Origin of the sequence: Serratia sp. 2723 (assembly GCF_050434425.1) — a bacterium.
Taxonomy (GTDB): Bacteria; Pseudomonadota; Gammaproteobacteria; order Enterobacterales; family Enterobacteriaceae; genus Chania.
Genome location: NZ_JBNDIN010000007.1, coordinates 87915 through 111991 on the forward strand (window position 1 = coordinate 87915; position 24077 = coordinate 111991).

Genomic DNA, 24077 nt, shown 5'->3' on the forward strand with positions numbered 1-24077 from the left:
TCCCCGTCTATTCTGGCTATTGCAGCCCAGAATAAGCGGGATAATGGAATTACATGTATTGCGTGCAGCTTGTCAGCACGCATAGAACAGGATTTGGCTTAGTAATGTCTCAGAACTCCCTTCCAACAGCAGCAACAAAGAAACGTCCGATACTGGTGATCCTGCTGGTACTGATCGCCTTGGGCGCGAGCGGCGCCGCAGGCTATAGCTGGTGGTTGATGCAGCAGCATAAGAACGGTCAACCCGCCGCCGAGGAAAAAAAGCAGCCACCTCCGGCACCGGTGTTTATGCCGCTGGATACCTTTACCGTCAATCTGGTGACCCCAGATAACAACCCGGACCGCGTGCTGTATATCGGCCTGACGCTGCGCCTGCCAGATGAAGAAACACGCCGCCAGTTGAACGATTTTCTGCCGGAAGTACGTAGCCGTCTGCTAATGCTGCTTTCACGCCAGGAAGCAAGCAAACTGGCCAACGAGCAAGGGAAACAGCAACTGGTGGCACAGATTAAAGACGTGCTCAGCCCACCGCTGGTGACGGGACAACCGAAGCAAGTGGTCAGCGATGTGCTGTTCACTGCCTTCATACTGCGGTAATTAACCATGGGCGACAATATTCTTTCACAGGCCGAGATCGACGCACTGCTCAATGGCGACAGCGCGGGGGATGAACCCGCCGCCGTCATCGGTCATGAAAGCGAGATAAAACCTTACGATCCCACGACTCAACGCCGCGTGGTGCGTGAGCGCCTGCACGCGCTAGAGATCATTAACGAGCGTTTTGCCCGCCAGTTTCGCATGGGGCTGTTTAACCTGTTGCGCCGCAGCCCGGATATCACCGTTGGGTCGATCAAGATCCAGCCGTACCATGAGTTTGCCCGCAACCTGCCGGTGCCGACCAACCTGAACCTGGTACACCTGAATCCACTGCGCGGCACGGCGCTGTTTGTGTTTGCCCCCAGCCTGGTATTTATCGCCGTGGATAACCTGTTCGGTGGCGATGGCCGTTTTCCTACCAAGGTTGAAGGCCGCGAATTTACGCCGACCGAACAGCGGGTGATCAAGCGCATGCTGCGGTTGGCGCTGGACGCCTACGGCGATGCCTGGAGCGCCATCTACAAGATCGATGTGGAATACGTGCGTGCCGAAATGCAGGTCAAGTTCACTAATATCACCACCTCTCCCAACGATATCGTGGTGACCACGCCGTTCCAGGTGGAGATCGGGGCACTGAGCGGCGAGTTCAATATCTGTATTCCATTCGCCATGATCGAGCCACTGCGCGAGCTGTTGACTAACCCACCGCTGGAGAACTCACGCCAGGAAGACAGCCACTGGCGGGAAACGCTGGTGAAACAGGTTCAGCACTCCGAACTGGAGTTGATAGCCAACTTTGTCGATATCCCGATGCGCCTGTCGAAAGTGCTGAAACTCCAGCCGGGCGACGTGTTACCGATCGATAAACCGGAACGCCTGATTGCCCATGTTGACGGCGTCCCGGTCTTGACCAGCCAATACGGCACCTTGAACGGGCAGTACGCCCTGCGTGTTGAACATTTGATTAACCCTATTTTGAATGCCCTGAGTGAGGAACGGCCCAATGAGTGATCCTAAACAACCGTCTGGCGAAGAGAAGGACTCCGTAGACGATCTGTGGGCTGATGCGTTTAACGAGCAACAGGCGACCGAGAAATCCGCCTCTACCGAGGGCGTATTCAAGTCGCTGGAAGCTCAGGATGCGTTGGGTAGCCTGCAAGATATCGATCTGATCCTGGATATCCCGGTCAAGCTGACCGTGGAATTGGGCCGCACCAAGATGACCATCAAAGAGTTACTGCGCCTGTCGCAAGGCTCTGTGGTGGCGTTGGATGGTCTGGCTGGTGAGCCATTGGATATCCTGATTAACGGCTATCTGATTGCGCAGGGCGAAGTGGTGGTGGTCGGCGACAAGTTCGGCGTACGCATCACCGATATCATCACGCCTTCCGAGCGCATGCGCCGCCTGAGCCGCTGATGAACGCCAACGCCAGCGTGCAGACACAAAGCACCCAGCAGCCCAGCAGTACGGCATTGCCAACCGGCTCGGTATTGATGCAGGTCAGCAGCGCGCTGGGCGCAGTTTTGCTGCTGATCTTGCTCGCTGGCTGGCTGTTCCGTCGGCTGGGTTTTGCCCCGCAGGCCCGTGGCAATCAAAAATTGCTCAACCTACGTGCCAGCTGTCCGGTTGGCCAACGCGAACGTGTGGTGGTGGTTGAAGTGGATAACACCTGGCTGGTGCTGGGCGTTACGGCTCAGCAGATCACCCCGTTACACACCCTGCCCGCACCACCGGCGCAGGAGGCAACAGACCATAAATCACCGGCAGATTTCCGCCAGCTGATGCAAAACGTATTAAAACGCCCGGATAAATCGGCATGAATCCATCCTCCCACCGCCGGGCTTTTGGCCCGCTGCTGGCCGCTGGCCTGCTACTGCTCAGCCCTGCCGCTTTGGCACAGTTGCCGGGGCTGATTAGCCAACCTACGGCCAACGGCGGCCAAAGCTGGACGCTGCCGGTACAGACGCTGGTACTGCTCACCTCGCTCAGCTTCCTGCCTGCAATGCTGCTGATGATGACCAGCTTCACCCGCATCATCATCGTGCTCGGGCTGTTGCGTAACGCCCTCGGCACCCCGTCAGCACCGCCCAATCAGGTGATGCTGGGGCTGGCACTGTTTTTGACCTTTTTCATCATGTCACCGGTGTTCGACAAAGTGTACCAGGATGCCTATCTGCCGTTCAGCCAGGACAAGATCAGCATGGAGGTAGCGATCGACAAAGGTTCGCAACCGCTGCGCGAATTTATGCTGCGCCAGACACGGGAAAGCGATCTCGCCCTGTACGCCAGGCTGGCTAACCTGCCCGCGTTGGAAGGCCCGGAGGCCGTCCCGATGCGTATTCTGTTGCCCGCCTACGTCACCAGTGAGCTGAAAACCGCCTTCCAGATTGGCTTTACCGTATTTATTCCATTCCTGATCATCGATCTGGTGGTGGCCAGCGTGCTGATGGCGCTGGGGATGATGATGGTACCGCCCGCGACTATCTCACTGCCGTTCAAGCTGATGTTGTTTGTGCTGGTGGATGGCTGGCAGTTGCTGTTGGGATCGCTGGCACAGAGTTTTTATAGCTAGATCGGAGTGGCCCCCTCGCCCTCACCCTAACCCTCTCCCCCAGGAGAGGGGACCGATCGAGTTTGCTGAAACTTTAGTTATCCATCTGAAAGAAAAGAATTACTGACAGCACAATATTCTTTCCGAAGGAGCACAGATTAGCTCCCTCTCCCTTTGGGAGAGGGTTGGGGTGAGGGGCAGAACGCAACCTCCCATATTGGAGAAAAGAGATGACACCTGAATCGGTAATGGCGCTGGGTACGGAAGCGATGAAAGTGGCGCTGGCGCTGGCCGCCCCGCTGCTGCTGGCCGCGCTGTTCAGCGGGCTGATCGTCAGCCTGCTGCAGGCCGCCACGCAGATTAACGAAATGACGCTGTCGTTTATTCCCAAAATTCTCTCCGTGGTCGCCACCCTGATCGTTGCCGGACCGTGGATGCTCAACCTGCTGCTGGACTACATGCGCATGCTGTTCAGCAACCTGCCGAACCTGATCGGCTAACCATGCTGACCTTTGACAGCGCCCAGCTCAGCGTCTGGCTCAGCCAGTTCTTCTGGCCACTGCTGCGCGTCCTGGCGCTGATTAGCACCGCCCCGCTGTTCAGCGAAAAACAGATCTCCAAGCGGGTGAAAATCGGCCTTGGCGGCCTGATCGTCTTGCTGATCGCTCCCACGCTGCCCACCAGCAATATCCCCCTGTTTTCGGTCACCGGCCTGTGGCTGACCGTGCAGCAGATCCTGATCGGCGTGGCGATCGGTTTGACGATGCAGTTCGCTTTCGCTGCGGTGCGCTTGGCAGGAGAGGTGATCGGCATGCAGATGGGGCTGTCCTTTGCTACCTTCTTCGATCCCTCCGGCGGCCCCAATACGCCACTGCTGGCGCGCCTGCTGAACCTGCTGGCGATGTTGTTGTTCCTCAGCTTCGATGGTCACCTGTGGTTGATATCGCTGCTGGCAGACAGTTTCCACACCCTGCCGATCCAGGCGCGGCCGCTGAACGGTAACGGTTTCCTGGCGCTGACCCAGGCAGGAACGCTGATCTTCATTAACGGTATGATGCTGGCCCTGCCGCTGATCTGCCTGTTGCTGACGCTGAACCTGGCACTTGGCCTGCTCAACCGCGTTACCCCACAGCTTTCGGTATTTGTGATCGGTTTCCCGGTGACGTTAACCATCGGCATGTTGACCCTTGGCATGATGATGCCGATGCTGGCCCCCTTCTGCGAGCATCTGTTCGGTGAGTTTTTCGATCGTCTGGCGGCGGTGATCGGCGGTATGTCCCCTTAACGCTGAGATTACCCGCAAGACAAACTCGCAGCGAAAGATATTTTCCGAGATAAAAAGTTGAAAAAGCGAAATTAACCAGATTTAGCGGCGATTATCCTGCTGGGCTTGAATAATAAAATACCCCCCTTAGAATGACCTCATCAAATAAATCCCATGCCGTATAAAACACGGATTAAACCATTGGCTTGGTTGGCGGTTTATTAAAAATTGATAACCAAGAAAATAAAACACCGCGCCTTCAGGCGGCGGTATTTTATTTATCTCAACTGACTTATCTCAATACAGCCAGGAGCATGGAATGAAGACGAAAACCAACAGGAAGGCACGCAGAGCCTTGGGAATGGCGCATTGGAGCAGTAACCGCATGCAGATCACACCTTCCGCCTGCGGTAAGATTTGGACCGTAGCCAAAAAGAAAAAATAACCTGTTTTTAATGCGTAGCGTTAAAATAGTGAGGTCACTTATCCTGCCTGAATATCCTGACGTTTCCCGCCGTTAAATCAGGCTGTGTAAAAACGGTGCTGCGCTCTATATCCACGTTATAGGGCGCAGTGCCCTACAAGCGTGAATATCTATTTCTTAGCGATTCATCTGGAATAGCGACATACCCTGCATATCGCTGAAGGTCTTATACGATGCCTGTAAGGCTGCCTGCTGCATGTAGTAAGACGAGATCGCCTCTACCACGTCCGCATCAACCAGCGCGGTCAGCTCATTTTGGTTAGCCGTATTGTTTTCAATGCCGATTCTGTCCAGCACGTCCAACTCTTGCAACTGAGTCCCCAGTACCGCATTGGTGCTCAGCACGTTGTTATAGCTGTTATCCAGGCCACGGGTTGCCTTATCGAGCGCCGCCGTCACCTGCGTACGGGTAGCCTCATCGGCCCCTTGCAGCGGGGTCTTCAGCGCCTTTAGCGCGGTGTCGATACTCTCGAACACGTTAGCTTCGGAAGGGCTGCCGTCCGGCTCCGGTTTGATATTGCTGGTCAGCGACATAAATATCGAGCTGCCGGTGTGGCCCACGGTCATGGTGCGGTTAGCATCTACTTTCTGCTCAATGGCCGAGCTGCTACCCTGATAAACCACCTTGCCACCCTGCTCAACAAAGGGGGCTTTGTCATTGGCAAAGCCAGCAAAAATAAAACGGCCGTTACCGTCAGTGCTGTTGGCCTGGCTGAGTAGCTGATCTTTCAGCCCCTGCAACTGGGTGGCCAAAGAGTCGCGGTCATTGTCGCTGAGCGTGCCGTCACCGGCGTTGACGATCAGCGTTTTCATATCCTTGATGCCGTCGGCGGCGTTACGCAGCACGGTTTCTTCCATCGAGATGTTCTGACGGGCAAAAGTGCGTGCCAACGCATACTGGCTGTTTTCTGATATCGACTGCGAGATCATCACCGCCTGTGACGCCGCTAATGGATCGTCCGAAGGGTAAAGCACACGCTTGCCGCTGGAAAGCTGCTGCCCGGACTGCATCCACAGAGACTGATTATTGGTGACCCCCGACAGATTCTGTTGGTAGATCATGCTGGTGCTCATGCGCATGGGTTGGGTTCCTCACTAAGGGCATCCACAGCCGGCATACCGGCTGCGGTTAACGGTAAAATCAACGAATATTCAGTATGGCGTCAAACAACGAGCTGGCGGTCTGGATCACCTGCGCATTGGCCATGTAATACTGTTGGAAACGCAGCAGTTCGCCATACTCTTCATCCAGATTGACCCCGGATATGGACTGCTGTTGGGTTTGCAATTGGGTCACAATATTGGTTTGTGCGGTGCTGTTGGCCTTGGCGGTGGCGGTCTGGTTACCGACGCTGCTCACCAATCCCGCATAGGCACCGCTCAAGGTGGCTTTGCCGTCCACCACTTTGGCGGTTTGCAGATCGAGCAGTTTCTTGACGTTGTCGTTATCGCCCTTGCCGCCATCTTCCGCGCCTGCGGCAGCAAACTTGGCCGAGTCGCTGATGGCGACCTTCAGGGTGCCGGCCACATCGCTAACCGGTTTCACGGTAAAGCTGTCATTCTTTTTCGCGTTGCCCGTCACACCGATCTGTAGGCCATCAAAGCTCAGCGTCGGTTTGCCATCCGCATCGGTGCCTGCAGTGGCAGGCACTTTGACGTTGTCGGACAGACGCGTGACCTGCCAGTTGGCACCGTCAAACTCCATGCGATAGTCGCTGGCCTTGACCTTGCTGGTATCGGTAAAGGAGACCGACAGCGAGGCATTACCGGTGTTGTTGGTATTGTTGACCGTACGCCCACCTGAGAAGCTGAAGAAATCTTCCCCCGGATCGCCGTTGATATCAAAACCTTCGCGATGCTGCTGGTTAAAGCTATCGGCCAACGCCAGGGCCAGTTGTCCCAATTGGTTGTGCGCGCTGTCCAGTGATTCGCTGCGGAACTTCAGCACGCCGCTGACGCTGCCGCTACCAATCTGGCTTTCCGGAATTTCGCTAGCGCCATTGCCGCGATCGTAACCGAGCGTCAGGCGCGACGGGTCTTTGCTGGAAGGCATCGCCGTCACTTGGTAGGAGGAGTTGCCTTGCACCAGCGTCAGGCCGTTGGCGAAGGTCACGGTATAGGCATCACCATCCTGCTGGGTAACCTGAACCCCGACCACCTTGTTAAGCTCTGTCACCAACTGATCGCGCTGATCCAGTAATGCGTTCGGCTCGCTGCCGCCGCTGCTGGCCCGCATCTGGGTGATTTCGTTATTCAAACGGGCGATCTGCTGGCTGTAGGTATTGATCTGGTTGACGCTGTCGCTCAGTTGCTGATTGACGCCCGCATCCATATCGCGCAGATACTTATCCGCATTGTTGAACTGATTCACCAGGCCGTTGGCCTTGCCTAACACGGTCTGACGGGCGGCATCATCCCCGGCATTGCTGACAACGTTTTGCAGGTTTTTGAAGAAATCTTCCATCCCCGATGCCAGGGTGTTGGTTTTGGACGCCAACAGGTTGTCGATCTGGGAGACTTTCTCAAAGTAGCTGCTCTGGGCCGAAGCCTCGCTTTGCGCTCCGCGCAGCTGGGTCATGATGAACTGGTTATACTCACGATTAACCGTGGTCACAGTGGCACCGTTGCCGATAAATCCGTTCATGGTGCCCAGGCCGCCGTTCTGCGCCAGGATCGCAGTCTGGCGGTTATAGCCCGCCACGTTGTAGTTGGAAATATTATTACTGACGGTGCTGAGCGCAACCTGCGCCGCATTCAGGCCACTCATCGCGGTATTGATTAAGCTGTTGGACATAGAGGTTCCTTATGCTGCGGTGCCAGCGGCCCACAGAGGTCAAAAATTGTGCCGGGCGTTGCCATCCAGCCTGTTTGGGTTATCGGCCATCTGACGACAAACTTGAGTAAAAAAACGGGCGCAGCATGCTGCGCCCAACGGCTAAAACAGATCCTGCAAATCGTGGGTATAGGCTTTGCTTACCTGCTCCCCGACATTTTTCATCTGCTGGATCATGCTGACCAACTTTTTGGCATACAGCGGATCGGTAGCATAACCGGCCTTTTGCAGCGCATGTGCCGCCTGCTCGGGGCTGCTGGCACTGGCAACGTTGGCGTAGCGCGGGTTGTTGGTCAGCAGCTTGACGTAATCCCCAATCGCTTCCATATAGGAGCCATATACGCGGAAACGGGCCTTGACCTTCTTCGCCACCCCTTCTTCAAACTCGGTAGTGGTGATCTCCGTCACCGGGCCGTCCCAACTGCGACCGGCCTTGATACCAAACAGGTTGTAGCTGCGTGAACCATCCGCCGCTGGGATCTCGCGTTGCCCCCAGCCAGACTCCAGCGCGGCCTGCGCCATGATCAACTGGTGCGGAATACCGCTTTGCTGGCTGGCAACTCGTGCCGGTATGGACAGCTGCGCCACAAAGTTGCCGTTGCTCAGTGGCAAGGAAGGCACCGGCGGCATTTTTGGCACTGCCCGGCGCACCATCTGCTCCAATGCCTGACGCGGTAAGGTCTGCAATACCTCATTGTCCAGCGCCATGGGGACCGTCCCGGCGGTTTCGCTTGGGCGACTGTTCCCCGCAGAGAGTTGCTTAACCATCATGTCCGCCAGCCCCAGACCTTTCTGCGACATCTGTTGGGCAATCTGCTGATCGTACATCGAGGTATACAACCGCGTCTGATCGCTGCTCAAGACGCCATCCTGCGGCAACGCTGCCCTCATGCTTTTCAGCATCATCTGCACGAACATTCCTTCCACCTGCTGGGCAACCTGTTTGATATTGCCCTGCGGATCGGCGGCAACATCGCGCTTGAGGCCGTTCAGCGACTGGGTGTCATAGGCAGCACCCGACATGGCCATCAGATCGCTGCTCATCAGATAATTTCCAGTTTGGCACGCAGGCAACCGGCGCTCTGCATTGCCTGCAAGATAGACATCAGGTCGATCGGCGTCGCCCCCAGCGCATTCAACGCGCGAACCACGTTATTGAGGTTGGCGCTGGCGTTCACTTTTTGCAGTGAACCGCCCTGCTGCTGCACGGAAATCTGGGTATTCGGCGTCACCACGGTCTGGCCACCGCCGAATGGCGTATCCGGCTGGCTGACGGTGTTTTGCCGATCGACCACCACCGACAGGTTCCCTTGCGCCACCGCACAGGAATCCAGTACCACATCGCGGTTCATCACCACCGAGCCGGTACGGGAGTTGATGATAACCTTGGCATCCATCGCTCCAACGTTAATGCTGATATTCTGAATATCCGCCAGGAAACGCACCTGCGAACTATTGCCGCGTGGTACCAGCACCTGCACGGTACGGGAATCGAGCGGAGAGGCGGTGCCGCCACCGCGCTGGCGGTTGATGGCATCGCTGATCTGTTGTGCCAGGGTGAAATCATCGTCGTTCAGTTGCAGGTTGATCACGCCATCCTGGCCGAAGGTGGTGGGCAATTCACGTTCGATGGTTGCACCGTTGCTGATACGGCCACCGGCCAACTGATTGACCTGCACGCTGCTGCCCCCGGAGGACGCACCGGCCCCGCCGACCAGCACGTTACCCTGCGCCAAAGCATAAACCTGATTATCGACGCCTTTAAGCGGCGTCATCAGCAATGTCCCGCCTCGCAGGCTCTTGGCGTTACCCATTGAGGACACCACCACGTCAATGCTCTGCCCCGCACGGGAGAACGGCGGCAGCTTGGCGGTTACCATCACCGCCGCCACGTTTTTCAACTGCATGTTGGTGCCTGGCGGTACGGTGATCCCCAGTTGCGACAGCATGTTGCTCAGGCTCTGGGTGGTAAATGGGGTTTGCATGGTCTGGTCGCCAGAGCCGTCCAACCCCACGACCAGGCCGTAACCAATCAACGCGTTGTCACGTACGCCCTGTACCGTCACCAGATCGCGGATGCGTTCCGCCGTCGCCGGCAGGCAAACCAACATCATGGACAGTGTGAGAAGTAACTTTTTCAACATCGGTCAATCCTTAGAACGGTGAAACATTTAAGAAGAAGCGCTGTAGCCACCCCATGGTCTGCGCTTCATTGATATAGCCGTTGCCGACGTATTCAATGCGTGCATCCGCCACCTGGGTGGACGTGACCGAGTTATTGCCACTGATGGTGCGGGGATTAACCACACCGGAGAAACGGATGAATTCGGTGCCCTGATTGATGGCAATTTGCTTTTCGCCCACCACGTGCAGGTTGCCGTTGGCCAATACCTGATTGACCGTGACGGTAATGGTGCCGTTAAAGGTGTTGTTGGCGTTGGCCCCGCCCTTGCCGCCGAAGGTACTGTCGCCGGAGATATCCATGTCGGCGCGCGCATTACCGAGCAGCCCGTCGAGGTAACGCGGTGAGGTGGCCACGCCAAATTTGCTGGCCCCGTTGCGGCTGGCGTTAGCGGATGAGCTCTTGCTGGCGCTGACGTTTTCTTGCAGCACGATGGTCAGAGTGTCGCCGATATTACGCGGGCGACGATCCTCAAACAGCGGCTGATAGCCATAGTTCATCGGCTGTGCCGCCTGGAAAATAGAACCGTTTGGCACCGGAGCGCCTGCCGGAGCGGGCTGAGCCGTGGTAGCCCCGTCAACCAGGGGGGTATGCGGAATATAGGCACAGCCGCCGACTGTCAGCATCAGCAGCCCGGCCAGGACGCGTTTGCCTTGCTGCGGCACGCTGGCCGCTAAAAAGGTGGTTACCACGGGTATCGCCTTTGTTGCTCTGGATTAGGATTACGGGCGCAGCAGGCTGCGCCCGTCGATTACAGTTGCGTCAGCTTTTGCAACATCTGATCGGACGTTGATACCGCTTTGCTGTTGATCTCATAGGCGCGCTGGGTCTGGATCATGTTGACCAGTTCCTCCGCCACGTTGACGTTAGAGGTTTCAACATAGCCCTGATACAACAGGCCGGCCCCGTTGAGACCGGGGGTACTTTCGTTGGGCGCACCGGAGCTTTCGGTTTCCTGGTACAGGTTTTCACCCATGCTTTCCAGGCCGCTATCGTTGATAAAAGTGGTCAACGTCAGTTGCCCGACCTGCTGCGCCGCCGTCTGGCCCTGCTGGGTCACGCTGACGATGCCATCACGGCCCACGGTAATACTCAGGGCGTTGGCCGGAATGGTGATCGCCGGTTGCACCTGAAAACCACTGGCGGTCACCAATTGGCCATTCTGATCGATCTGGAATGAACCATCGCGGGTATAGGCCTGGGTACCATCCGGCAACACTACCTGGAAGAAGCCCTGCCCTTTGATCGCCACGTCTTTGCTGTTGTTGGTCTGCGACAGATTGCCCTGGCTGTGGATGCGCTCGGTCGCCACCGGACGTACGCCGGTACCAATCTGCAAACCGGAAGGCAGCGTAGTCTGCTCGGAAGACTGGGCACCGGGCTGGCGCATGGTCTGATACAGCAGATCTTCAAACACCGCACGCTGGCGTTTAAACCCGTTGGTACTGACGTTCGCCAGGTTGTTGGCGATCACGTCCATATTGGTCTGCTGCGCATCCAGACCGGTTTTGGCAATCCATAAGGATGGGATCATGATTTATTCCTCTGCACTCAGCTCATTGACAACAATGAGTTGGCGCGCTGTGCGTTTTCATCCACGCTGTGGATGACCTTCATTTGCATTTCGAACCGGCGAGCGTTGGCGATCATATCCACCATCGTCTCCACCGGCTTGACGTTGCTGCCCTCCAATACCCCCGGCATGATCCGCACATCGGGATCGTTTGGCAGTTGGTTGCCCCGCTGCTGCTGAGCCTCCGCAGTCAAATGGAACAGGCCGTCGTCCCCACGCACCACTTCCCGCGCATCGGCCTTCACCAACTTCAAACGGCCAATCTGGGAAATGGTGTTAGGCGGATCGCCCGGATTTAGCGCCGAGATGGTGCCGTCCGCCGCCAGCGTCAATTCCGCCTGCGGCGGGGCTTCGATCGGCCCGCCATCACCCATCAACGGCACGCCCTGCACCATCAACTGCCCGGTGGAGGAGATCTGGATGCTGCCGTTACGGCTGTAGGCTTCGGTACCGTCCGGCAGACTTAGCGCCAGAAAACCGTCCTGCTGCAATGCTACATCCAGTGGCCGCCCGGTGTAGTTCAGCGGCCCCTGGCTCATGTCTGCTCCCGGCGTCGAGGCAACCACCAGCGTACGCGTCTGCAGGCTTGGCCCATCAACTGGCACCGCACGCAGCGCCAAAAGCTGCGCACGGAACCCCGGCGTCGAGGCGTTGGCCAGATTGTTGGCCGTGACCGACTGCTGCTCCAGCGTCTGCCTGGCCCCCCCCATCGCGGTATAAATCGCGTGATCCATAAATCAATCCTATTAGCGCAGGCTGACCAGCGTTTGCAGGATCGAATCCTGGGTTTTGATGGTTTGCGCGTTTGACTGGTAGTTACGCTGTGCCACGATCATGTTCACCAGTTCCTGGCTCAGATCGACGTTGGAAGCCTCTAGCGCCCCGCTGGTCAGCGTACCGAAGCCGCCACCACCCGCCAGGCCCACACGCGGCTGACCTGAAGCACCGGTCTCTTTCCAGACGTTATCACCCTGCGAGGCCAGCCCTTCCGGGTTGGAGAAGTTGGTCAACACGATCTGCCCCAGCAGTTGAGTCTGCTGGTTGTTGTATACGCCAACCACGGTGCCGTCTTTGTTGATCTGGAACCCCTGGTATTCCCCGGTGGCATAGCCGTCCTGGGCAATCTTGCTGACGGAGTCGCTGCCGACGTTCTGTTGCAGACTACCGGCAAAGCTCAGGTTAAAGGTCTGCGCCAGCGCGCCGTCTTTCGCCGACATTGGCACCACCAGGTTGAATGGCGTGGCACTTGGCTGGCCCTGCGCATTCAGCGTGCCGGTCAGCGTACCGCTGTTGTCAAAGTTCAGGCTGCCCGCTTTGGCAGACGGAGCATCGGTGACGCTGCCATCCTGGGTGTAAACGTCCCATTTGTTATCAGCCGTTTTAACAAAGTAGGCATTGATGTTGTGAGCATTGCCCAGGGTATCGTAGGTGGTAATGGTGTTGACGTAGTTAAACGAGTCGGTCTTGTTGGGATCGAACGGCGTTACCTTTGGCGGCTGATGGGTCGATTTCAAGTTGGTCACCATATTGCCGTTGGTACTGGCTTTGGCGTTCATCATGCCTTCAGGGATGCTCAGCGGTACCGGATCGGCCCCTTGCTGGATGGTTGGCGGCGAGCCAGCTGCCGGGTAGCCGGTCAGGCTCAACCCCTGCATGTTGGTGATGTTGCGGTTGGCATCCATGATGAACTGGCCATTACGCGTATAGAAGATGCCGCCATCGGCGTCTTGCATACGGAAAAAACCGTTCTGGCTGATGGCGATATCCATTGCCCGGTTGGTGTTGGTGGTGGTGCCACCATTAAAGTTTTGGGTGATCCCCGCCACTTTGACCCCCAGCCCAACCTGCGAACCGGCAAACATATCGGCAAAGGATACGCTGCCGGATTTAAAACCATAGGTGGCGGAGTTGGCGATGTTGTTACCGATCACATCCAGGTTGGTTGCAGCCGCGTTTAAACCGCTGACCGCTTGAGAAAATGCCATGTCGTTCTCCGAAATAGGTCATTTAAAAAGGTGTCTTCAGGATCGGTGCTGCGATCCATTGCCGACGTAGAAAATCACTGCGCTTAGTCTGATGAACCCAGTTTGGACAGGATCAGGCGCACGTCATCCAGCGTCGAGGTCCCCGCCACGCCCAGATCCAGTTTTGCCCCGTCCGTACCGCGCGTGACGCCGTTAACCATGGCAAAACGCAGCGGCTGCGCCACCAACTGCTCACTGCCATTTTTGGCGTTGATTGCCACGGTGTAAGAGCCATCGGGCGCATTGGTGCCATCTTCCAGCGAGCCGTCCCAGGAGAAGGAATGCACACCGGCGGTCAGCCCGCCCAGGTCGATGGTGCGTACCACTTTGCCGGTGGCATCGCTGATGGTCGCCGTCACCGCATCAGCGGTGCGTTCCAGCTCTATGCCAAACGGCGTGGTGCTGACTTTGCCAGCATCATTGCCCACCAGGATCTCTTTGCCCGGCACCATCACGCCGTGGCCAATCAGCGAACTGGCCTGGATTGACTGGTTGCCGCTGATCTGGCCGGAGATTGAGCCAAGCGTGGTGTTGAGCTTCTCAATTCCGCTGACCGTGTTGATCTGGGCCAGTTGGGTGGTCAGTTCGTTATTCTGCATCGGGTTGGTGGGGTCCTGGTTTTTCAACTGGGCCACCAACAGCGTCAGGAAACTGTTGCTCAGATCCTGGCTGGTATTGCCGGGACCGCTCTTGGCACCGGTCCCGGCAATGCTGTTGTCGAGTGATTCATTGGTGGTGGCGGCAATGGCCATAAATAAAAGCTCCGGTTACTGACCCAGCGTCAGGGTTTTCATCAACATGGATTTGGTGGTATTCAACACTTCGACGTTGGCCTGGTAGCTGCGCGAGGCCGAAATGGTGTTGACCATTTCCCCGACCACATCGACGTTAGGCATCCGCACATAGCCTTTGGCATCCGCCAGCGGGTTGCCAGGCTGAAACACCAGGCGCTCCGGTGAGGGATCGTCTACCACCTGCGAAACGCGCACGCCGCCGGTTGACTGGCCCGGTGCCGCTGCAACCTCAAACACCACCTGCTTGGCCCGATAAGGCTGGCCATCCGGGCCGGTGGCGCTGTCGGCGTTGGCCATATTGCTGGCGCTGACGTTCAGACGTTGGGATTGCGCAGACAGGGCCGAACCGGAAATATCAAAAATATTCAATAACGACATGGGGATTATCCTCCTTGCAGCACGGACATCATGCCTTTGATTTGACCGTTCAACAGCGTCAGATCGGTTTGATATTTCAGGCTGTTATCGGCAAAGTTGGTGCGTTCGCGGTCCATATCCACCGTGTTGCCGTCCATAGAAGGCTGATCCGGCACGCGGAACAGGAGATCCAACGACGGTGGCTGCATATTTTGCGCCGGGATATGGCGCGCTGAGGTCAGATTCAGAGCAATACCGCTGCCGCTGACGCGCCCCTGCTCCATGACTTTATTCAGTTGGCTGGCGAAATCGATATCACGAGCCTGATAGCCCGGCGTATCTGCGTTGGCGATGTTGGCCGCCAGGATTTCCTGCCGCTGGGCGCGCAGGTTCAGCGCCTCCTGGCCAAAACGCAGAGCAGCGTCCAATTTGTCGAGCATGCTCCCTCCGCGAGGTTAGAATTTGGAGCCGACAGCATAAACGCCCCACCTGTCAGCCTATCGTGGGAATAAGGGCAAAATGCGTCGCTATTTGTCTGCTTAGCCTGCACGCGTATACGGTTACACTTGTCCCCCTGTGGTCGCTGCGTCTGTGAGGCTAGCTATGAAAAGGATCCTGCTGTTGGTCGGCTTGCTGATCGGCCTGAACGTGCGCGCCGAGGGCCTGGCCGGACAGGTGGAGAGCTTCATCAAGTCACAATTTGCCAATAGTGCCAACGTGACCGAAGTTAAGGTGCTGCTGCGCACGCCTGCGAGCCGTTGGCCGCAGTGCGAATTGCCACAGCTTTCGATGCCACAAAATGCTCGCCGCTGGGGTAACATCAGCATCTCGGCCCGTTGTGGCCAGGAGCGGCGTTTTATTCAGGCGCAGGTGCAGGTGGTGGGAAGTTATTTGGTGGCGGCGCGGGGGATTAGCGCGGGCAGTAAGCTGACCGCAGAGGATCTCAAACTGAAAAGCGGCCGGCTGGACACCTTACCGGCGCGCACACTGACTGAAAGCGGCAAGGCAATCGGCGCCGTCAGCCTGCGCAATATCAGCCCAGGGCAACCATTGAATCCGATCATGCTAAGACGGGCCTGGGCGATCAAGGCCGGGCAAGCGGTACAGGTGATGGCGCAGGGCGACGGATTTAATATCAGCGGTGCGGGGAAAGCAATGAACAACGCCGCTGCCGAAGACAGCGTGCGCGTACGCATGGCCTCCGGGCAGATTGTTAGCGGCATTGCCAATGACGATGGCACAATTCGTATTACATTATAAAAAAATAAAGCTTTGCCGCAGCTTGCCGATAAGAATGTCATAGACGTTACATCCCCCGTTGCCAGGGCGGCGGTGATATAGATGGAGATTGAACATGAGTATCGATCGTACCCAACGGTTGCAACCCGTTCCTACGGTGCAACCGCGAGAAACACAGGCAGAAAGCGCAGTTCAGGCGCGTAAAAAAGTATCTTCTGAAAGCACGGTCAACGGCACCCAGGTTAAGCTGAGCGAGGCACAGGCGCGCCTGATGCAGCCGGGTAGCCAGGATATCGATCTGGAGCGGGTGGAAAGCATCAAGCAGGCGATCCGCAACGGCGAATTGAAGATGGATACCGGCAAGATTGCCGACGCCTTGTTACAAGACGTGCAAAGCGAATGGATGTCCGGCGCCGATCGGGGTTAACACTAAGGGTGAGTCATTGATATGCAAAACCTGGCACAACTGCTGGATAAGCTGCTGGAAACCTTGCAGGCATTAGGCACGGTGCAAACGGAAGAGCACACATTACTGTGCTCGAATACCTTGGCAGGCGTGGCCTTGCAACGTGTGACCGATGCTAAAAGCCAACTGCTGGCGACGGTCAACTATCTGGACCAACAGCGGCTGGAGATGGAGCGACTGCAACATTGCCAAGCGCCATATGAAGGCCAGCCGCAGTTGGCAGCCTGTTGGCAGCAAGTGCAACAGTTGAGCCTGCAGCTACGCGAACAGAATCACCATAACGGCATGCTGCTCAATCATCATATTGAGCACAATACGCAGGCGCTGGCAATTTTAAACAAGCAGAATAAATCGCTGTACGGCCCCGATGGTCAGTCCCGCGCAGGGAGCCTGCTGGGCCGTAAGATTGGGGTTTGAGCACGGCCCCTCACCCTAGCCCTCTCCCAAAAGGAGAGGGGACAGAACGTGCCACAACTCTGCTACTGAGTCTGCATTTCATACCATTCCCACAATTTCATTTGCACCTGAGCTAGCGCCAGCTGGAATTGGCTCCTGTACCTAACTGTACGAGGATCGCTTTATCGTGGTTGCCAGCCAGTTGCTGGCGCGAGATTTGTTACAATAACCGCGCCGTTCGAGATGTCATTACCCGGTGCCCGCTATTACCTGGTTACCACGGAAGAAAACGCGCAACGCCCGGATATCATTGCGTTGCGTGACTGGCTGTTAAGGCAAATAACGCCAGGGATGACTTATCCCCCTCACTCATAATTCACAATCACCTGATTAGAGATCGCCCGCAGCGGAGGATTTAACGCGCCGCGAGACTGCACGTAATAAATGAAGCGGAACTCGCTGTCCGCGGGAATACCGTTGAACGCCTCACTTCGGCCGCTGCCCGCGCCGAGCGGTAGGCAGCGTGAGGAGGTACAAAGCTGCACCTGCAATCCGGCAGGCGCACCTGCCAGCAGTTGATAACGCCAGCTTACGCTGGTCACCCGGGCATCGACCGCCGGCGGATTAGCCGGCCGCAGGCTGGGGGAGATATCACGCACGCTCCCCGTTTCCAGCGTGACGCCGTTGGCATCGGCAGCCCAAGAGCCAGACACCGCCTGCGCTGCCAGCGGAGAGAACAACACCAACAAAGGAAAGAAAGCTTTCATCAGGCGGCTCCAATGGTTGAGGTCATGCGGATTTGACGCTCATCGTTGATTTCCAGATTCGACAACACCACCAACTGCGGCAAGGTGCGGCGCAGGAAGCGCGCCAACAGGGCACGTAACGCATGGTTTACCAGCAGCACCGGCGGTGCGCTGAGCATTTCCTGGCGTTGCAGCGCCTGTCTGGCCTGATCCAGCAAACGGTCGGCCAGCCCCGGTTCAAGGCCGCCTCCCCCTTGCAGCGCCTGCAACAACAGGCGCTCAAGCGGCGTATCCAGACCAATAACCTGGATCTCACCGTTACCCGGGAACCACTGCTGGGTGATAGCCCGCCCAAGAGCCACGCGCACCACGGAGGTCAATTCGAAAGGATCGCTTTGCGTTGGCGCATGTTCCGCCAGCGTTTCTATAATGGTGCGCATATCGCGAATCGACACTCGCTCGGCCAGCAGATTCTGTAGCACCTTGTGCAACGTGGTCAGCGAAACAACGCCTGGCACAAAATCCTCCGTCAGCTTCGGCATCTCCTGCGAGACACGATCCAACAGCTGCTGGGTTTCCTGGCGGCCAAACAGCTCGCTGGCAAACTGACTAAGCAAATGGTTGAGATGAGTAGCGACTACGGTGCTGGCTTCCACCACCGTGAACCCCTGGATCTGCGCCTGTTCACGCAATGCGCTATCGATCCACACCGCCTCGAGCCCGAAGGCCGGATCGACGGTTTTGTCACCGGCCAACTCACCCACGGCATTGCCCGGATTAATCGCCAGCCAGCGACCCGGATGTGCCTCACCGCTACCGATCTCCACCCCTTTCATCAGAATGCGGTAACTGGCCGCCGACAGTTCGAGGTTGTCGCGAATATGTACCACCGGCGGCAGATAACCCGTATCCTGAGCGAATTTTTTACGGATGCCACGGATACGCCCCAGCAGTTCGCCGTTTTGTTGAAAGTCCACCATGGGGATCAGGCGGTAGCCCACCTCCATGCCCAACGGATCTTCCAGTTGCACATCCGACCAACTGGCCTCTACCGCCTGCGGGGTTTCCTGTGGCAACGGCTGCTCTTTGACTTTCGGCGGTTGCTGTTCGCGCCCGCGCAGCCACCAGGCCAACGCCAGCAGCGCCGCCGTAAACAGCAGGAACACCAGGTTTGGCATGCCGGGAACCATCCCCAACAACCCCAACACCGCAGCACTCAATACCATCACGCGCGGGTTGTTGAACAACTGGCCTACCATCTGCTCGCCAACGTCCTGATCGGTAGCAACGCGGGTGACGATCACGCCGGCCGCCGTCGAGATCACCAACGCTGGGATCTGGGCGACCAGACCATCACCGATGGTCAGCAGGGTATAAGTTTCCGCTGCAGTACCCAACTCCATGCCGTGCTGGATCACACCCACCAACAGGCCGCCTACCACGTTAATCGCCATGATCATCAAGCCTGCCACCGCGTCACCGCGCACAAACTTGCTGGCACCGTCCATCGAACCGTAAAAATCCGCTTCCTGCGTCACTTCGGAACGGCGCTTTTTAGCCTCGTCTTCGCCGATCAACCCGGCGTTCAGATCGGCATCGATCGCCATCTGCTTGCCCGGCATCCCATCAAGGACAAAGCGGGCGCCGACTTCGGCAATACGCCCGGCCCCCTTGGTGATCACCATAAAGTTGATCAGCACCAGAATGATAAACACCACGATACCAATGGCGAAGTTGCCGCCCACCAGAAAGTGGCCGAACGCCTCCACCACCCGTCCCGCAGCCTCCGGACCGGTATGCCCCTCCAGCAGGATGATCCTGGTGGAGGCCACGTTCAGCGATAGGCGCAGCAGGGTTGAGAACAGCAGAATGGTCGGGAAGGCCGCGAACTCCAGCGTACGCTGGGTAAACATCGCCACCAACAGCACCATGATCGACAAGGCAATATTGAAGGTAAACAGCAGGTCGAGGATAAATGCCGGCAACGGCAGCACCATCATCGACAGGATCATCAGGATCAGTATCGGGCCAGCCAGCACCTGCCACTGCGTATCTTTAAAATTACCCGGCAAACGAAGCAGGGAGGCCAAATTAGCCATCTGAGTTATTCTCTCCAGCAAAGTCCAGTGCTTCCGGCACCGGTAAACGTTGAGGTTTTTTCGGGATCAGGCCGCCCTCGCGCTGCCAACGACGAAGTTGATAGACCCAGGCCAGGACCTCGGCCACGGCGGCATACAAGGTCGTCGGAATGTGTTGCCCAATCTCACTGTGACGGTATAGCGCCCGCGCCAGCGGCGGAGCTTCCAGGGTTGGGATACGGTGTTCGTTCGCCAACTCACGAATACGCAGGGCAATCTCCCCTGCTCCTTTGGCAAGGACTTTTGGCGCACTCATGTTCTTGTCGTTGTACTGCAATGCCACGGCGTAATGCGTCGGGTTGGTGACGATCACGTCGGCCTTCGGTACGTCGGCCATCATGCGGCGGCGAGAGATGGCCCGCTGTTGCTGGCGAATACGCCCCTTGACATGGGGATCGCCCTCCTGTTGCTTATGTTCGTCGCGGATTTCCTGCTTGGTCATCTTCAATTTCTTGAAGTGGCTCCATAGCTGATAAAACACGTCGAAGGCCACCATCGGCACCAGCCCAAGAACGATCAGCATGCCGCAGAAGATCACGATCTGTAGCGCATTGCGCAGTGCGTCCTGCGGCTGCTGCGTGACCAGATGCAGCATCGCCGCCCAGTTGTGCCACAGGTACAGACCGGCCACCCAGCCCACCAGCGTCGCTTTGAGGATGGCCTTCAGCAATTCTGCCAGTACCTGGGTGGAGAACATCCGTTTTAATCCGGAGATCGGGTTCATGCGCTTGGCATCAAACTTGAGGCTGAAGGCCACACCGCCCAGCAGCATCGGGGCCGCCAGCGCCACCAGCACCAATCCGGCCAGGATCGGCATCAGCGCCCACACCGCTTGACGCAGCAGCATGGCAAACTGACGCAGCATCTGCTTATCGTTGCTGACCATGTTGTGATCGAAATGCAGCCCTTCCGATAACATCCTCGCCAATTGCTGCGCCATATGGCCACCCGCGCCCCACAAGATCGATAACCCGGCGATCAGCATCAGGATCGAAGTCAGCTCGCGCGAGCGCGCAATCTGGCCCTCTTCACGCGCCTTTTCCAGCCGGTGGGGTGTGGGGGCCTCAGTTTTTTCCATATCACTGTCTTCGGCCAAGGCGAGGGTTCCCATTGCATGCGAAGAATAGAATTGGCGTCAGCATGCCAAAAAAATGCAGATTTCATTGCGGGAACAACGGCGAAAAAGGTCGGTTATTTCGGGGATGGACAGCGATATCATGTCCAATAACAAAGTAATTAGAGTTTCTACCCTCTGGATTTCGAGCTGGCCGCTCCTGCGCATCCATGCGCTTGCGGCATTTGTACATCCCTGTACGACATGCCTAGATACAGGTAACAACGCTACAGCTCGAAAGACGACGGGTATAGGGTGCAAGGGAGTGCGCCCTGATAAGATCAAAAACCCAGGCTGTCGAGCAGATCGTCCACCTGGGCCTGATTGGCGATCACGCCAACCCCATTCTGATCCAGCTGCGGGCCATTGAGCAGACTGTCGTTCGGTTTTTTCTCTTTGGCCGGCTGATCCGGGATGTTTTCCATCAGCACCATCAGCAACTGTTTTTCGATCTCCTGCACCACGTCCATCATACGCTTGATCACCTGACCGGTGAGATCCTGGAAATCCTGCGCCATCATGATCTCCAGCAACTGGGCGTTGGTGAATGCGGTATACTCCGGCACCCGATCCAGATACTGGCGGGTATCCGTCACCAGTGAACGGGCATCTGCCAACTCGATCGGGTTGGCAAACCACTCGTCCCAGCGCCCTTTTAGCGTATTGGCCTGCGACTCCAACTCCGCCTGGCGAGGCTGTGCCGCCTCCACGCAGTTGAGTGCCCGTTCCGCCGCCTGCGCCGTCATGGTGACAACATAATCAAGACGGTCACGTGCGTCCGGGATCGCTTCGGCAGCCTGAGCGATAGCCTGATCTAGCCCCAGCTCACGCATGCTGTCACGCAACATGCGGGTCAGTTGACCGATGCGGGAGATGATCTCACCCGCTGTCGCTGCATCGCTGACAGGCATTGGAATATCTCTCATCGCCCTCTCCTTTTTTACATGCCCAGTTTTTCAAAGATCTTGTTGAGCTTCTCTTCCAGCGTCGCCGCCGTGAAGGGTTTCACTACGTAGCCGCTGGCCCCCGCCTGAGCGGCAGCAATGATGTTCTCTTTCTTGGCTTCTGCCGTCACCATCAGCACCGGCATTGACGCCAGCGCGCCGTCGGCGCGGATGGTTTGCAGCAGTTCAAGGCCATCCATGTTCGGCATATTCCAGTCCGATACCACGAAATCGAAGTCGCCGACACGCAGTTTGTTCAACGCATCTGCCCCGTCTTCCGCCTCCTCGACGTTGTTAAAACCCAATTCTTTCAGCAAATTTCTGACGATGCGGCGCATGGTGGAAAAATCATCCACCACCAGAAATTTAAGGTTTTTGTCTGCCATTATTACTCCTAAGGTTAATCGTTTTTGCCCCGTGGTTCGGGGCATAACATCAAATACGCAGCGCCTGACCACCCGCGATCTGCGCCAACATGCGTTGGCTCATGCGCTCCAACTCCACGACTTCATTCACTCCGCCAGTGGCAATAGCCTCACGCGGCATACCAAACACTACACAGCTGGCTTCGTTCTGCGCCAGGGTATACGCCCCGGCACGGTGCATTTCCAGCATTCCTGCCGCACCGTCATTCCCCATACCGGTGAGGATCACCCCTACCGCATTGCGCCCGGCAAACTGGGCCACCGAACGGAACAGCACATCGACCGAAGGACGATGCCGGTTCACCGGCGGGCCATCATGCAGCCGAACCTGATAGTTGGCGCCGCTACGTGCCAGCTCCAGATGACGATCTCCCGGCGCGATATAGGCATGGCCCGGCAATACACGCTCGCCGTCTTCCGCCTCTTTCACCGTGATCTGGCACAGCTTGTTAAGCCGCTCGGCAAACGAACGGGTAAAACCTGGCGGCATATGCTGAGTGATCAATAACGCCGGGCTGGTAGCCGGTAACGGCTGCAAGACATGACGGATTGCCTCGGTACCGCCGGTAGACGCCCCAATAGCGATCAACTTCTCACTGCTCAACAACGGCGTATGGCTGAGGATCTCCGGCGCTGGTGCCGTTGAACGCTGTGGCAGGCGCGCCTTGGCCGCCGTGCGGATCTTTTCGGCAATCAGCTCGCTGTAGGCCAGCATGCCTTCGCGGATCCCCAGTTGCGGCTTGGTGACAAAGTCCACCGCGCCCAGCTCCAGCGCCCGCAGGGTGATCTCCGAGCCCTGTCCGGTCAGCGACGACACCATCACTACCGGCATAGGCCGCAGGCGCATCAGTTTTTCCAGAAAATCCAGCCCGTCCATACGCGGCATTTCGACGTCCAGTGTCAGCACCTGCGGGTTGAATTTTTTGATCAGATCGCGCGCCACCAGTGGATCAGGGGCGGTCGCCACCATCTCCATATCGGGATGGCTATTGACAATCTCGGTCATCAACTGCCGCATCAGGGCAGAGTCGTCTACGCTTAATACGCTGATTTTATTCATTACCTCTCCTTGGTCAGGCCATACACGGTCTGCCCACGCAAGTAGAAATCCCGGCTGAGCTGGCTAAAGTTTTCGGAATGGCCGGCAAACATCAGGCCCCCAGGTTTAAGCAGCGGCACAAAGCGCCGCAAAATGCGCTCTTGTGTTTCTTTGTCGAAATAGATCATGACGTTACGGCAAAATATCGCATCAAATTGCCCCGGCAACGCCCATTCAGGGGCCAGCAGATTGAGCGGCTGGAAATGCACCTGTGCCGCCAGTTCTGGCCGAACCCTTACCAGACCATGGTGAGGCCCGGTACCCCGCAGGAAATAACGCTGCATCTGCGCCGGTGCCAGAGTGCGCAGATCTTCCTGGCGATACACTCCCGCTTCGGCCTTTTCCAATACCTGAGTATCGATATCGCTGGCCCATACCTGGGTCCCCGTCGCCCGCTGCCCCAGAGCCTCATTCAAGGTAATGGCGATCGAGTAAGGCTCTTCACCGGTCGAGGCGGCAGTACTCCACACGCAGTAACCGTTGGGCCGCGAGCGCGCATGTTCCGCCAGGATCGGGAAATGGTGCGCCTCACGGAAAAACGCCGTCAGGTTGGTGGTCAGCGCGTTGACGAATGCCTGCCACTCGGCGCTGTTGGGGTCGCTTTCCAGTAGCACCAAATAGCTACCAAAATCAGCTATCCCCAGCAGACGCAGGCGACGTACCAGACGGTTGTAAACCATCTCGCGTTTGTGCTCGGCCAGCACAATCCCGGCACGTTGGTAGATCAACTGGCTGATCCGTCGGAAATGCACATCCGACAAAGGCAGCCGTTGCACCATCTGTGTCAGCAAAGACGCAGGCTCTTTTTTGGTGGGTGAGGATGAGCTACTCATAACCCTTCACCCAATTCG

Annotated in this window: 29 protein-coding genes and 1 pseudogene; 12 read left to right on the forward strand and 18 right to left on the reverse strand. The window is 57.2% G+C overall.

Annotated elements, in window-relative coordinates:
• Positions 1-104: 104 nt before the first annotated feature.
• From fliL to sra, 8 genes are all read left to right on the forward strand, one after another.
• Positions 105-596 carry a flagellar basal body-associated protein FliL gene (gene fliL / locus ABIE29_RS12655; protein ID WP_429619132.1) on the forward strand — a complete coding sequence of 164 codons (492 nt, stop codon included), beginning with the start codon at positions 105-107 and terminating at the stop codon, positions 594-596.
• A gap of 6 nt (positions 597-602) precedes the next feature.
• Complete coding sequence (fliM, locus tag ABIE29_RS12660; RefSeq protein ID WP_429619133.1) at positions 603-1607, forward strand: flagellar motor switch protein FliM; 1005 nt, start codon at positions 603-605, stop codon at positions 1605-1607.
• Complete coding sequence (gene fliN, locus ABIE29_RS12665) at positions 1600-2013, forward strand: flagellar motor switch protein FliN (RefSeq protein WP_021180953.1); 414 nt, start codon at positions 1600-1602, stop codon at positions 2011-2013. Before fliM ends, fliN begins: the two co-directional genes overlap by 8 nt.
• Positions 2013-2417 (forward strand): flagellar biosynthetic protein FliO, encoded by a 405-nt coding sequence (fliO, locus tag ABIE29_RS12670; RefSeq protein WP_429619134.1) that lies wholly within the window; start codon positions 2013-2015, stop codon positions 2415-2417. Before fliN ends, fliO begins: the two co-directional genes overlap by 1 nt.
• A complete protein-coding gene (fliP, locus tag ABIE29_RS12675) occupies positions 2414-3169 on the forward strand; it encodes a flagellar type III secretion system pore protein FliP (protein ID WP_429619135.1) in 756 nt (251 codons plus the stop codon). The genes fliO and fliP overlap by 4 nt, the downstream gene beginning before the upstream one ends.
• A 209-nt stretch (positions 3170-3378) precedes the next feature.
• Positions 3379-3648 (forward strand): flagellar biosynthesis protein FliQ, encoded by a 270-nt coding sequence (gene fliQ / locus ABIE29_RS12680; protein WP_021180950.1) that lies wholly within the window; start codon positions 3379-3381, stop codon positions 3646-3648.
• 2 nt (positions 3649-3650) lie between these two features.
• On the forward strand, positions 3651-4433 hold the full coding sequence (fliR, locus tag ABIE29_RS12685; protein ID WP_429619136.1) for a flagellar biosynthetic protein FliR: 783 nt from the start codon (positions 3651-3653) through the stop codon (positions 4431-4433).
• 298 nt (positions 4434-4731) lie between these two features.
• Positions 4732-4857 carry a stationary-phase-induced ribosome-associated protein gene (gene sra / locus ABIE29_RS12690; RefSeq protein WP_429619137.1) on the forward strand — a complete coding sequence of 42 codons (126 nt, stop codon included), beginning with the start codon at positions 4732-4734 and terminating at the stop codon, positions 4855-4857.
• A gap of 156 nt (positions 4858-5013) precedes the next feature.
• Here the strand turns inward: sra and flgL are convergent, their stop codons facing one another.
• From flgL to flgB, 11 genes are all read right to left on the reverse strand, one after another.
• Positions 5014-5976 carry a flagellar hook-associated protein FlgL gene (gene flgL, locus ABIE29_RS12695; protein ID WP_429619138.1) on the reverse strand — a complete coding sequence of 321 codons (963 nt, stop codon included), beginning with the start codon at positions 5974-5976 and terminating at the stop codon, positions 5014-5016.
• A 61-nt stretch (positions 5977-6037) separates the two neighbouring features.
• Positions 6038-7690, reverse strand: coding sequence for a flagellar hook-associated protein FlgK (gene flgK, locus ABIE29_RS12700; protein ID WP_429619139.1), 1653 nt, complete (start codon positions 7688-7690; stop codon positions 6038-6040).
• 141 nt (positions 7691-7831) lie between these two features.
• Positions 7832-8773: a flagellar assembly peptidoglycan hydrolase FlgJ gene (flgJ, locus tag ABIE29_RS12705; protein ID WP_429619140.1), complete on the reverse strand. Its 942-nt coding sequence runs from the start codon at positions 8771-8773 to the stop codon at positions 7832-7834.
• The gene (locus tag ABIE29_RS12710; RefSeq protein ID WP_429619141.1) at positions 8773-9873 is read right to left on the reverse strand and encodes a flagellar basal body P-ring protein FlgI; all 1101 of its coding nucleotides are present in this window, start codon (positions 9871-9873) and stop codon (positions 8773-8775) included. Before ABIE29_RS12710 ends, flgJ begins: the two co-directional genes overlap by 1 nt.
• 10 nt (positions 9874-9883) lie before the next feature.
• A complete protein-coding gene (locus tag ABIE29_RS12715; RefSeq protein WP_248944543.1) occupies positions 9884-10537 on the reverse strand; it encodes a flagellar basal body L-ring protein FlgH in 654 nt (217 codons plus the stop codon).
• Between the two features lie 125 nt (positions 10538-10662).
• Positions 10663-11445 carry a flagellar basal-body rod protein FlgG gene (gene flgG / locus ABIE29_RS12720; protein ID WP_021180943.1) on the reverse strand — a complete coding sequence of 261 codons (783 nt, stop codon included), beginning with the start codon at positions 11443-11445 and terminating at the stop codon, positions 10663-10665.
• A 17-nt stretch (positions 11446-11462) separates the two neighbouring features.
• Positions 11463-12218 (reverse strand): flagellar basal body rod protein FlgF, encoded by a 756-nt coding sequence (locus ABIE29_RS12725; protein WP_429619142.1) that lies wholly within the window; start codon positions 12216-12218, stop codon positions 11463-11465.
• A 12-nt stretch (positions 12219-12230) separates the two neighbouring features.
• Positions 12231-13469: a flagellar hook protein FlgE gene (gene flgE, locus ABIE29_RS12730; protein WP_429619143.1), complete on the reverse strand. Its 1239-nt coding sequence runs from the start codon at positions 13467-13469 to the stop codon at positions 12231-12233.
• Between the two features lie 83 nt (positions 13470-13552).
• A complete protein-coding gene (gene flgD / locus ABIE29_RS12735; RefSeq protein ID WP_429619144.1) occupies positions 13553-14260 on the reverse strand; it encodes a flagellar hook assembly protein FlgD in 708 nt (235 codons plus the stop codon).
• 15 nt (positions 14261-14275) lie between these two features.
• Positions 14276-14680, reverse strand: a complete 405-nt coding sequence (gene flgC, locus ABIE29_RS12740) for a flagellar basal body rod protein FlgC (protein ID WP_429619145.1) — start codon at positions 14678-14680, stop codon at positions 14276-14278.
• A 5-nt stretch (positions 14681-14685) separates the two neighbouring features.
• The gene (flgB, locus tag ABIE29_RS12745; protein WP_429619146.1) at positions 14686-15099 is read right to left on the reverse strand and encodes a flagellar basal body rod protein FlgB; all 414 of its coding nucleotides are present in this window, start codon (positions 15097-15099) and stop codon (positions 14686-14688) included.
• Between the two features lie 163 nt (positions 15100-15262).
• Here flgB and flgA point away from each other — a divergent pair, with 163 nt between their 5' ends.
• The 4 genes and pseudogenes from flgA to ABIE29_RS12765 all read left to right on the forward strand — a co-directional run.
• Positions 15263-15919, forward strand: a complete 657-nt coding sequence (flgA, locus tag ABIE29_RS12750) for a flagellar basal body P-ring formation chaperone FlgA (RefSeq protein ID WP_429619147.1) — start codon at positions 15263-15265, stop codon at positions 15917-15919.
• Between the two features lie 94 nt (positions 15920-16013).
• The gene (flgM, locus tag ABIE29_RS12755) at positions 16014-16325 is read left to right on the forward strand and encodes a flagellar biosynthesis anti-sigma factor FlgM (RefSeq protein WP_429619148.1); all 312 of its coding nucleotides are present in this window, start codon (positions 16014-16016) and stop codon (positions 16323-16325) included.
• A gap of 21 nt (positions 16326-16346) precedes the next feature.
• On the forward strand, positions 16347-16781 hold the full coding sequence (locus tag ABIE29_RS12760; protein WP_429619149.1) for a flagella synthesis protein FlgN: 435 nt from the start codon (positions 16347-16349) through the stop codon (positions 16779-16781).
• A gap of 163 nt (positions 16782-16944) precedes the next feature.
• A pseudogene (locus ABIE29_RS12765) lies at positions 16945-17135 on the forward strand (LysR substrate-binding domain-containing protein); the annotation flags it as partial.
• Here the strand turns inward: ABIE29_RS12765 and ABIE29_RS12770 are convergent.
• The 7 genes from ABIE29_RS12770 to cheR all read right to left on the reverse strand — a co-directional run bounded on the left by ABIE29_RS12770 (position 17126) and on the right by cheR (position 24059).
• The gene (locus ABIE29_RS12770) at positions 17126-17527 is read right to left on the reverse strand and encodes a flagellar protein FlhE (RefSeq protein ID WP_429619150.1); all 402 of its coding nucleotides are present in this window, start codon (positions 17525-17527) and stop codon (positions 17126-17128) included. The pseudogene ABIE29_RS12765 and the gene ABIE29_RS12770 overlap by 10 nt on opposite strands.
• Complete coding sequence (gene flhA, locus ABIE29_RS12775) at positions 17527-19605, reverse strand: flagellar biosynthesis protein FlhA (protein ID WP_429619151.1); 2079 nt, start codon at positions 19603-19605, stop codon at positions 17527-17529. The genes ABIE29_RS12770 and flhA overlap by 1 nt, the downstream gene beginning before the upstream one ends.
• Positions 19598-20740, reverse strand: coding sequence for a flagellar biosynthesis protein FlhB (flhB, locus tag ABIE29_RS12780; RefSeq protein WP_429619152.1), 1143 nt, complete (start codon positions 20738-20740; stop codon positions 19598-19600). Before flhB ends, flhA begins: the two co-directional genes overlap by 8 nt.
• Before the next feature lie 299 nt (positions 20741-21039).
• Entirely contained in the window at positions 21040-21684 is a 645-nt protein-coding gene (cheZ, locus tag ABIE29_RS12785) for a protein phosphatase CheZ (RefSeq protein ID WP_429619153.1), read from the reverse strand.
• Between the two features lie 14 nt (positions 21685-21698).
• A complete protein-coding gene (gene cheY / locus ABIE29_RS12790; RefSeq protein ID WP_429619154.1) occupies positions 21699-22088 on the reverse strand; it encodes a chemotaxis response regulator CheY in 390 nt (129 codons plus the stop codon).
• Positions 22089-22137: 49 nt separating this feature from the next.
• The gene (locus ABIE29_RS12795; RefSeq protein WP_429619155.1) at positions 22138-23187 is read right to left on the reverse strand and encodes a protein-glutamate methylesterase/protein-glutamine glutaminase; all 1050 of its coding nucleotides are present in this window, start codon (positions 23185-23187) and stop codon (positions 22138-22140) included.
• Positions 23187-24059 (reverse strand): protein-glutamate O-methyltransferase CheR, encoded by an 873-nt coding sequence (cheR, locus tag ABIE29_RS12800; protein ID WP_429619156.1) that lies wholly within the window; start codon positions 24057-24059, stop codon positions 23187-23189. The genes ABIE29_RS12795 and cheR overlap by 1 nt, the downstream gene beginning before the upstream one ends.
• Between the last annotated feature and the right edge of the window lie 18 nt (positions 24060-24077).

Excerpts from the sequence above, each read along its gene's own strand:
- fliM (WP_429619133.1), top strand. The coding sequence starts at position 603 with ATGGGCGACAATATTCTTTCACAGGCCGAGATCGACGCACTGCTCAAT.
- flgK (WP_429619139.1), bottom strand. The coding sequence starts at position 7,690 with ATGTCCAACAGCTTAATCAATACCGCGATGAGTGGCCTGAATGCGGCG.
- ABIE29_RS12770 (WP_429619150.1), bottom strand. The coding sequence starts at position 17,527 with ATGAAAGCTTTCTTTCCTTTGTTGGTGTTGTTCTCTCCGCTGGCAGCG.
- fliO (WP_429619134.1), top strand. The coding sequence starts at position 2,013 with ATGAACGCCAACGCCAGCGTGCAGACACAAAGCACCCAGCAGCCCAGC.
- flgM (WP_429619148.1), top strand. The coding sequence starts at position 16,014 with ATGAGTATCGATCGTACCCAACGGTTGCAACCCGTTCCTACGGTGCAA.
- ABIE29_RS12760 (WP_429619149.1), top strand. The coding sequence starts at position 16,347 with ATGCAAAACCTGGCACAACTGCTGGATAAGCTGCTGGAAACCTTGCAG.
- cheY (WP_429619154.1), bottom strand. The coding sequence starts at position 22,088 with ATGGCAGACAAAAACCTTAAATTTCTGGTGGTGGATGATTTTTCCACC.
- fliQ (WP_021180950.1), top strand. The coding sequence starts at position 3,379 with ATGACACCTGAATCGGTAATGGCGCTGGGTACGGAAGCGATGAAAGTG.
- flgC (WP_429619145.1), bottom strand. The coding sequence starts at position 14,680 with ATGTCGTTATTGAATATTTTTGATATTTCCGGTTCGGCCCTGTCTGCG.
- fliP (WP_429619135.1), top strand. The coding sequence starts at position 2,414 with ATGAATCCATCCTCCCACCGCCGGGCTTTTGGCCCGCTGCTGGCCGCT.
- fliR (WP_429619136.1), top strand. The coding sequence starts at position 3,651 with ATGCTGACCTTTGACAGCGCCCAGCTCAGCGTCTGGCTCAGCCAGTTC.
- flgB (WP_429619146.1), bottom strand. The coding sequence starts at position 15,099 with ATGCTCGACAAATTGGACGCTGCTCTGCGTTTTGGCCAGGAGGCGCTG.
- flgL (WP_429619138.1), bottom strand. The coding sequence starts at position 5,976 with ATGCGCATGAGCACCAGCATGATCTACCAACAGAATCTGTCGGGGGTC.
- ABIE29_RS12725 (WP_429619142.1), bottom strand. The coding sequence starts at position 12,218 with ATGGATCACGCGATTTATACCGCGATGGGGGGGGCCAGGCAGACGCTG.
- flgD (WP_429619144.1), bottom strand. The coding sequence starts at position 14,260 with ATGGCCATTGCCGCCACCACCAATGAATCACTCGACAACAGCATTGCC.
- ABIE29_RS12710 (WP_429619141.1), bottom strand. The coding sequence starts at position 9,873 with ATGTTGAAAAAGTTACTTCTCACACTGTCCATGATGTTGGTTTGCCTG.
- flgJ (WP_429619140.1), bottom strand. The coding sequence starts at position 8,773 with ATGAGCAGCGATCTGATGGCCATGTCGGGTGCTGCCTATGACACCCAG.
- cheR (WP_429619156.1), bottom strand. The coding sequence starts at position 24,059 with ATGAGTAGCTCATCCTCACCCACCAAAAAAGAGCCTGCGTCTTTGCTG.
- flgE (WP_429619143.1), bottom strand. The coding sequence starts at position 13,469 with ATGGCATTTTCTCAAGCGGTCAGCGGTTTAAACGCGGCTGCAACCAAC.
- fliN (WP_021180953.1), top strand. The coding sequence starts at position 1,600 with ATGAGTGATCCTAAACAACCGTCTGGCGAAGAGAAGGACTCCGTAGAC.
- flhA (WP_429619151.1), bottom strand. The coding sequence starts at position 19,605 with ATGGCTAATTTGGCCTCCCTGCTTCGTTTGCCGGGTAATTTTAAAGAT.
- fliL (WP_429619132.1), top strand. The coding sequence starts at position 105 with ATGTCTCAGAACTCCCTTCCAACAGCAGCAACAAAGAAACGTCCGATA.
- sra (WP_429619137.1), top strand. The coding sequence starts at position 4,732 with ATGAAGACGAAAACCAACAGGAAGGCACGCAGAGCCTTGGGAATGGCG.
- ABIE29_RS12715 (WP_248944543.1), bottom strand. The coding sequence starts at position 10,537 with ATGCTGACAGTCGGCGGCTGTGCCTATATTCCGCATACCCCCCTGGTT.
- flgA (WP_429619147.1), top strand. The coding sequence starts at position 15,263 with ATGAAAAGGATCCTGCTGTTGGTCGGCTTGCTGATCGGCCTGAACGTG.
- flgG (WP_021180943.1), bottom strand. The coding sequence starts at position 11,445 with ATGATCCCATCCTTATGGATTGCCAAAACCGGTCTGGATGCGCAGCAG.
- ABIE29_RS12795 (WP_429619155.1), bottom strand. The coding sequence starts at position 23,187 with ATGAATAAAATCAGCGTATTAAGCGTAGACGACTCTGCCCTGATGCGG.
- cheZ (WP_429619153.1), bottom strand. The coding sequence starts at position 21,684 with ATGAGAGATATTCCAATGCCTGTCAGCGATGCAGCGACAGCGGGTGAG.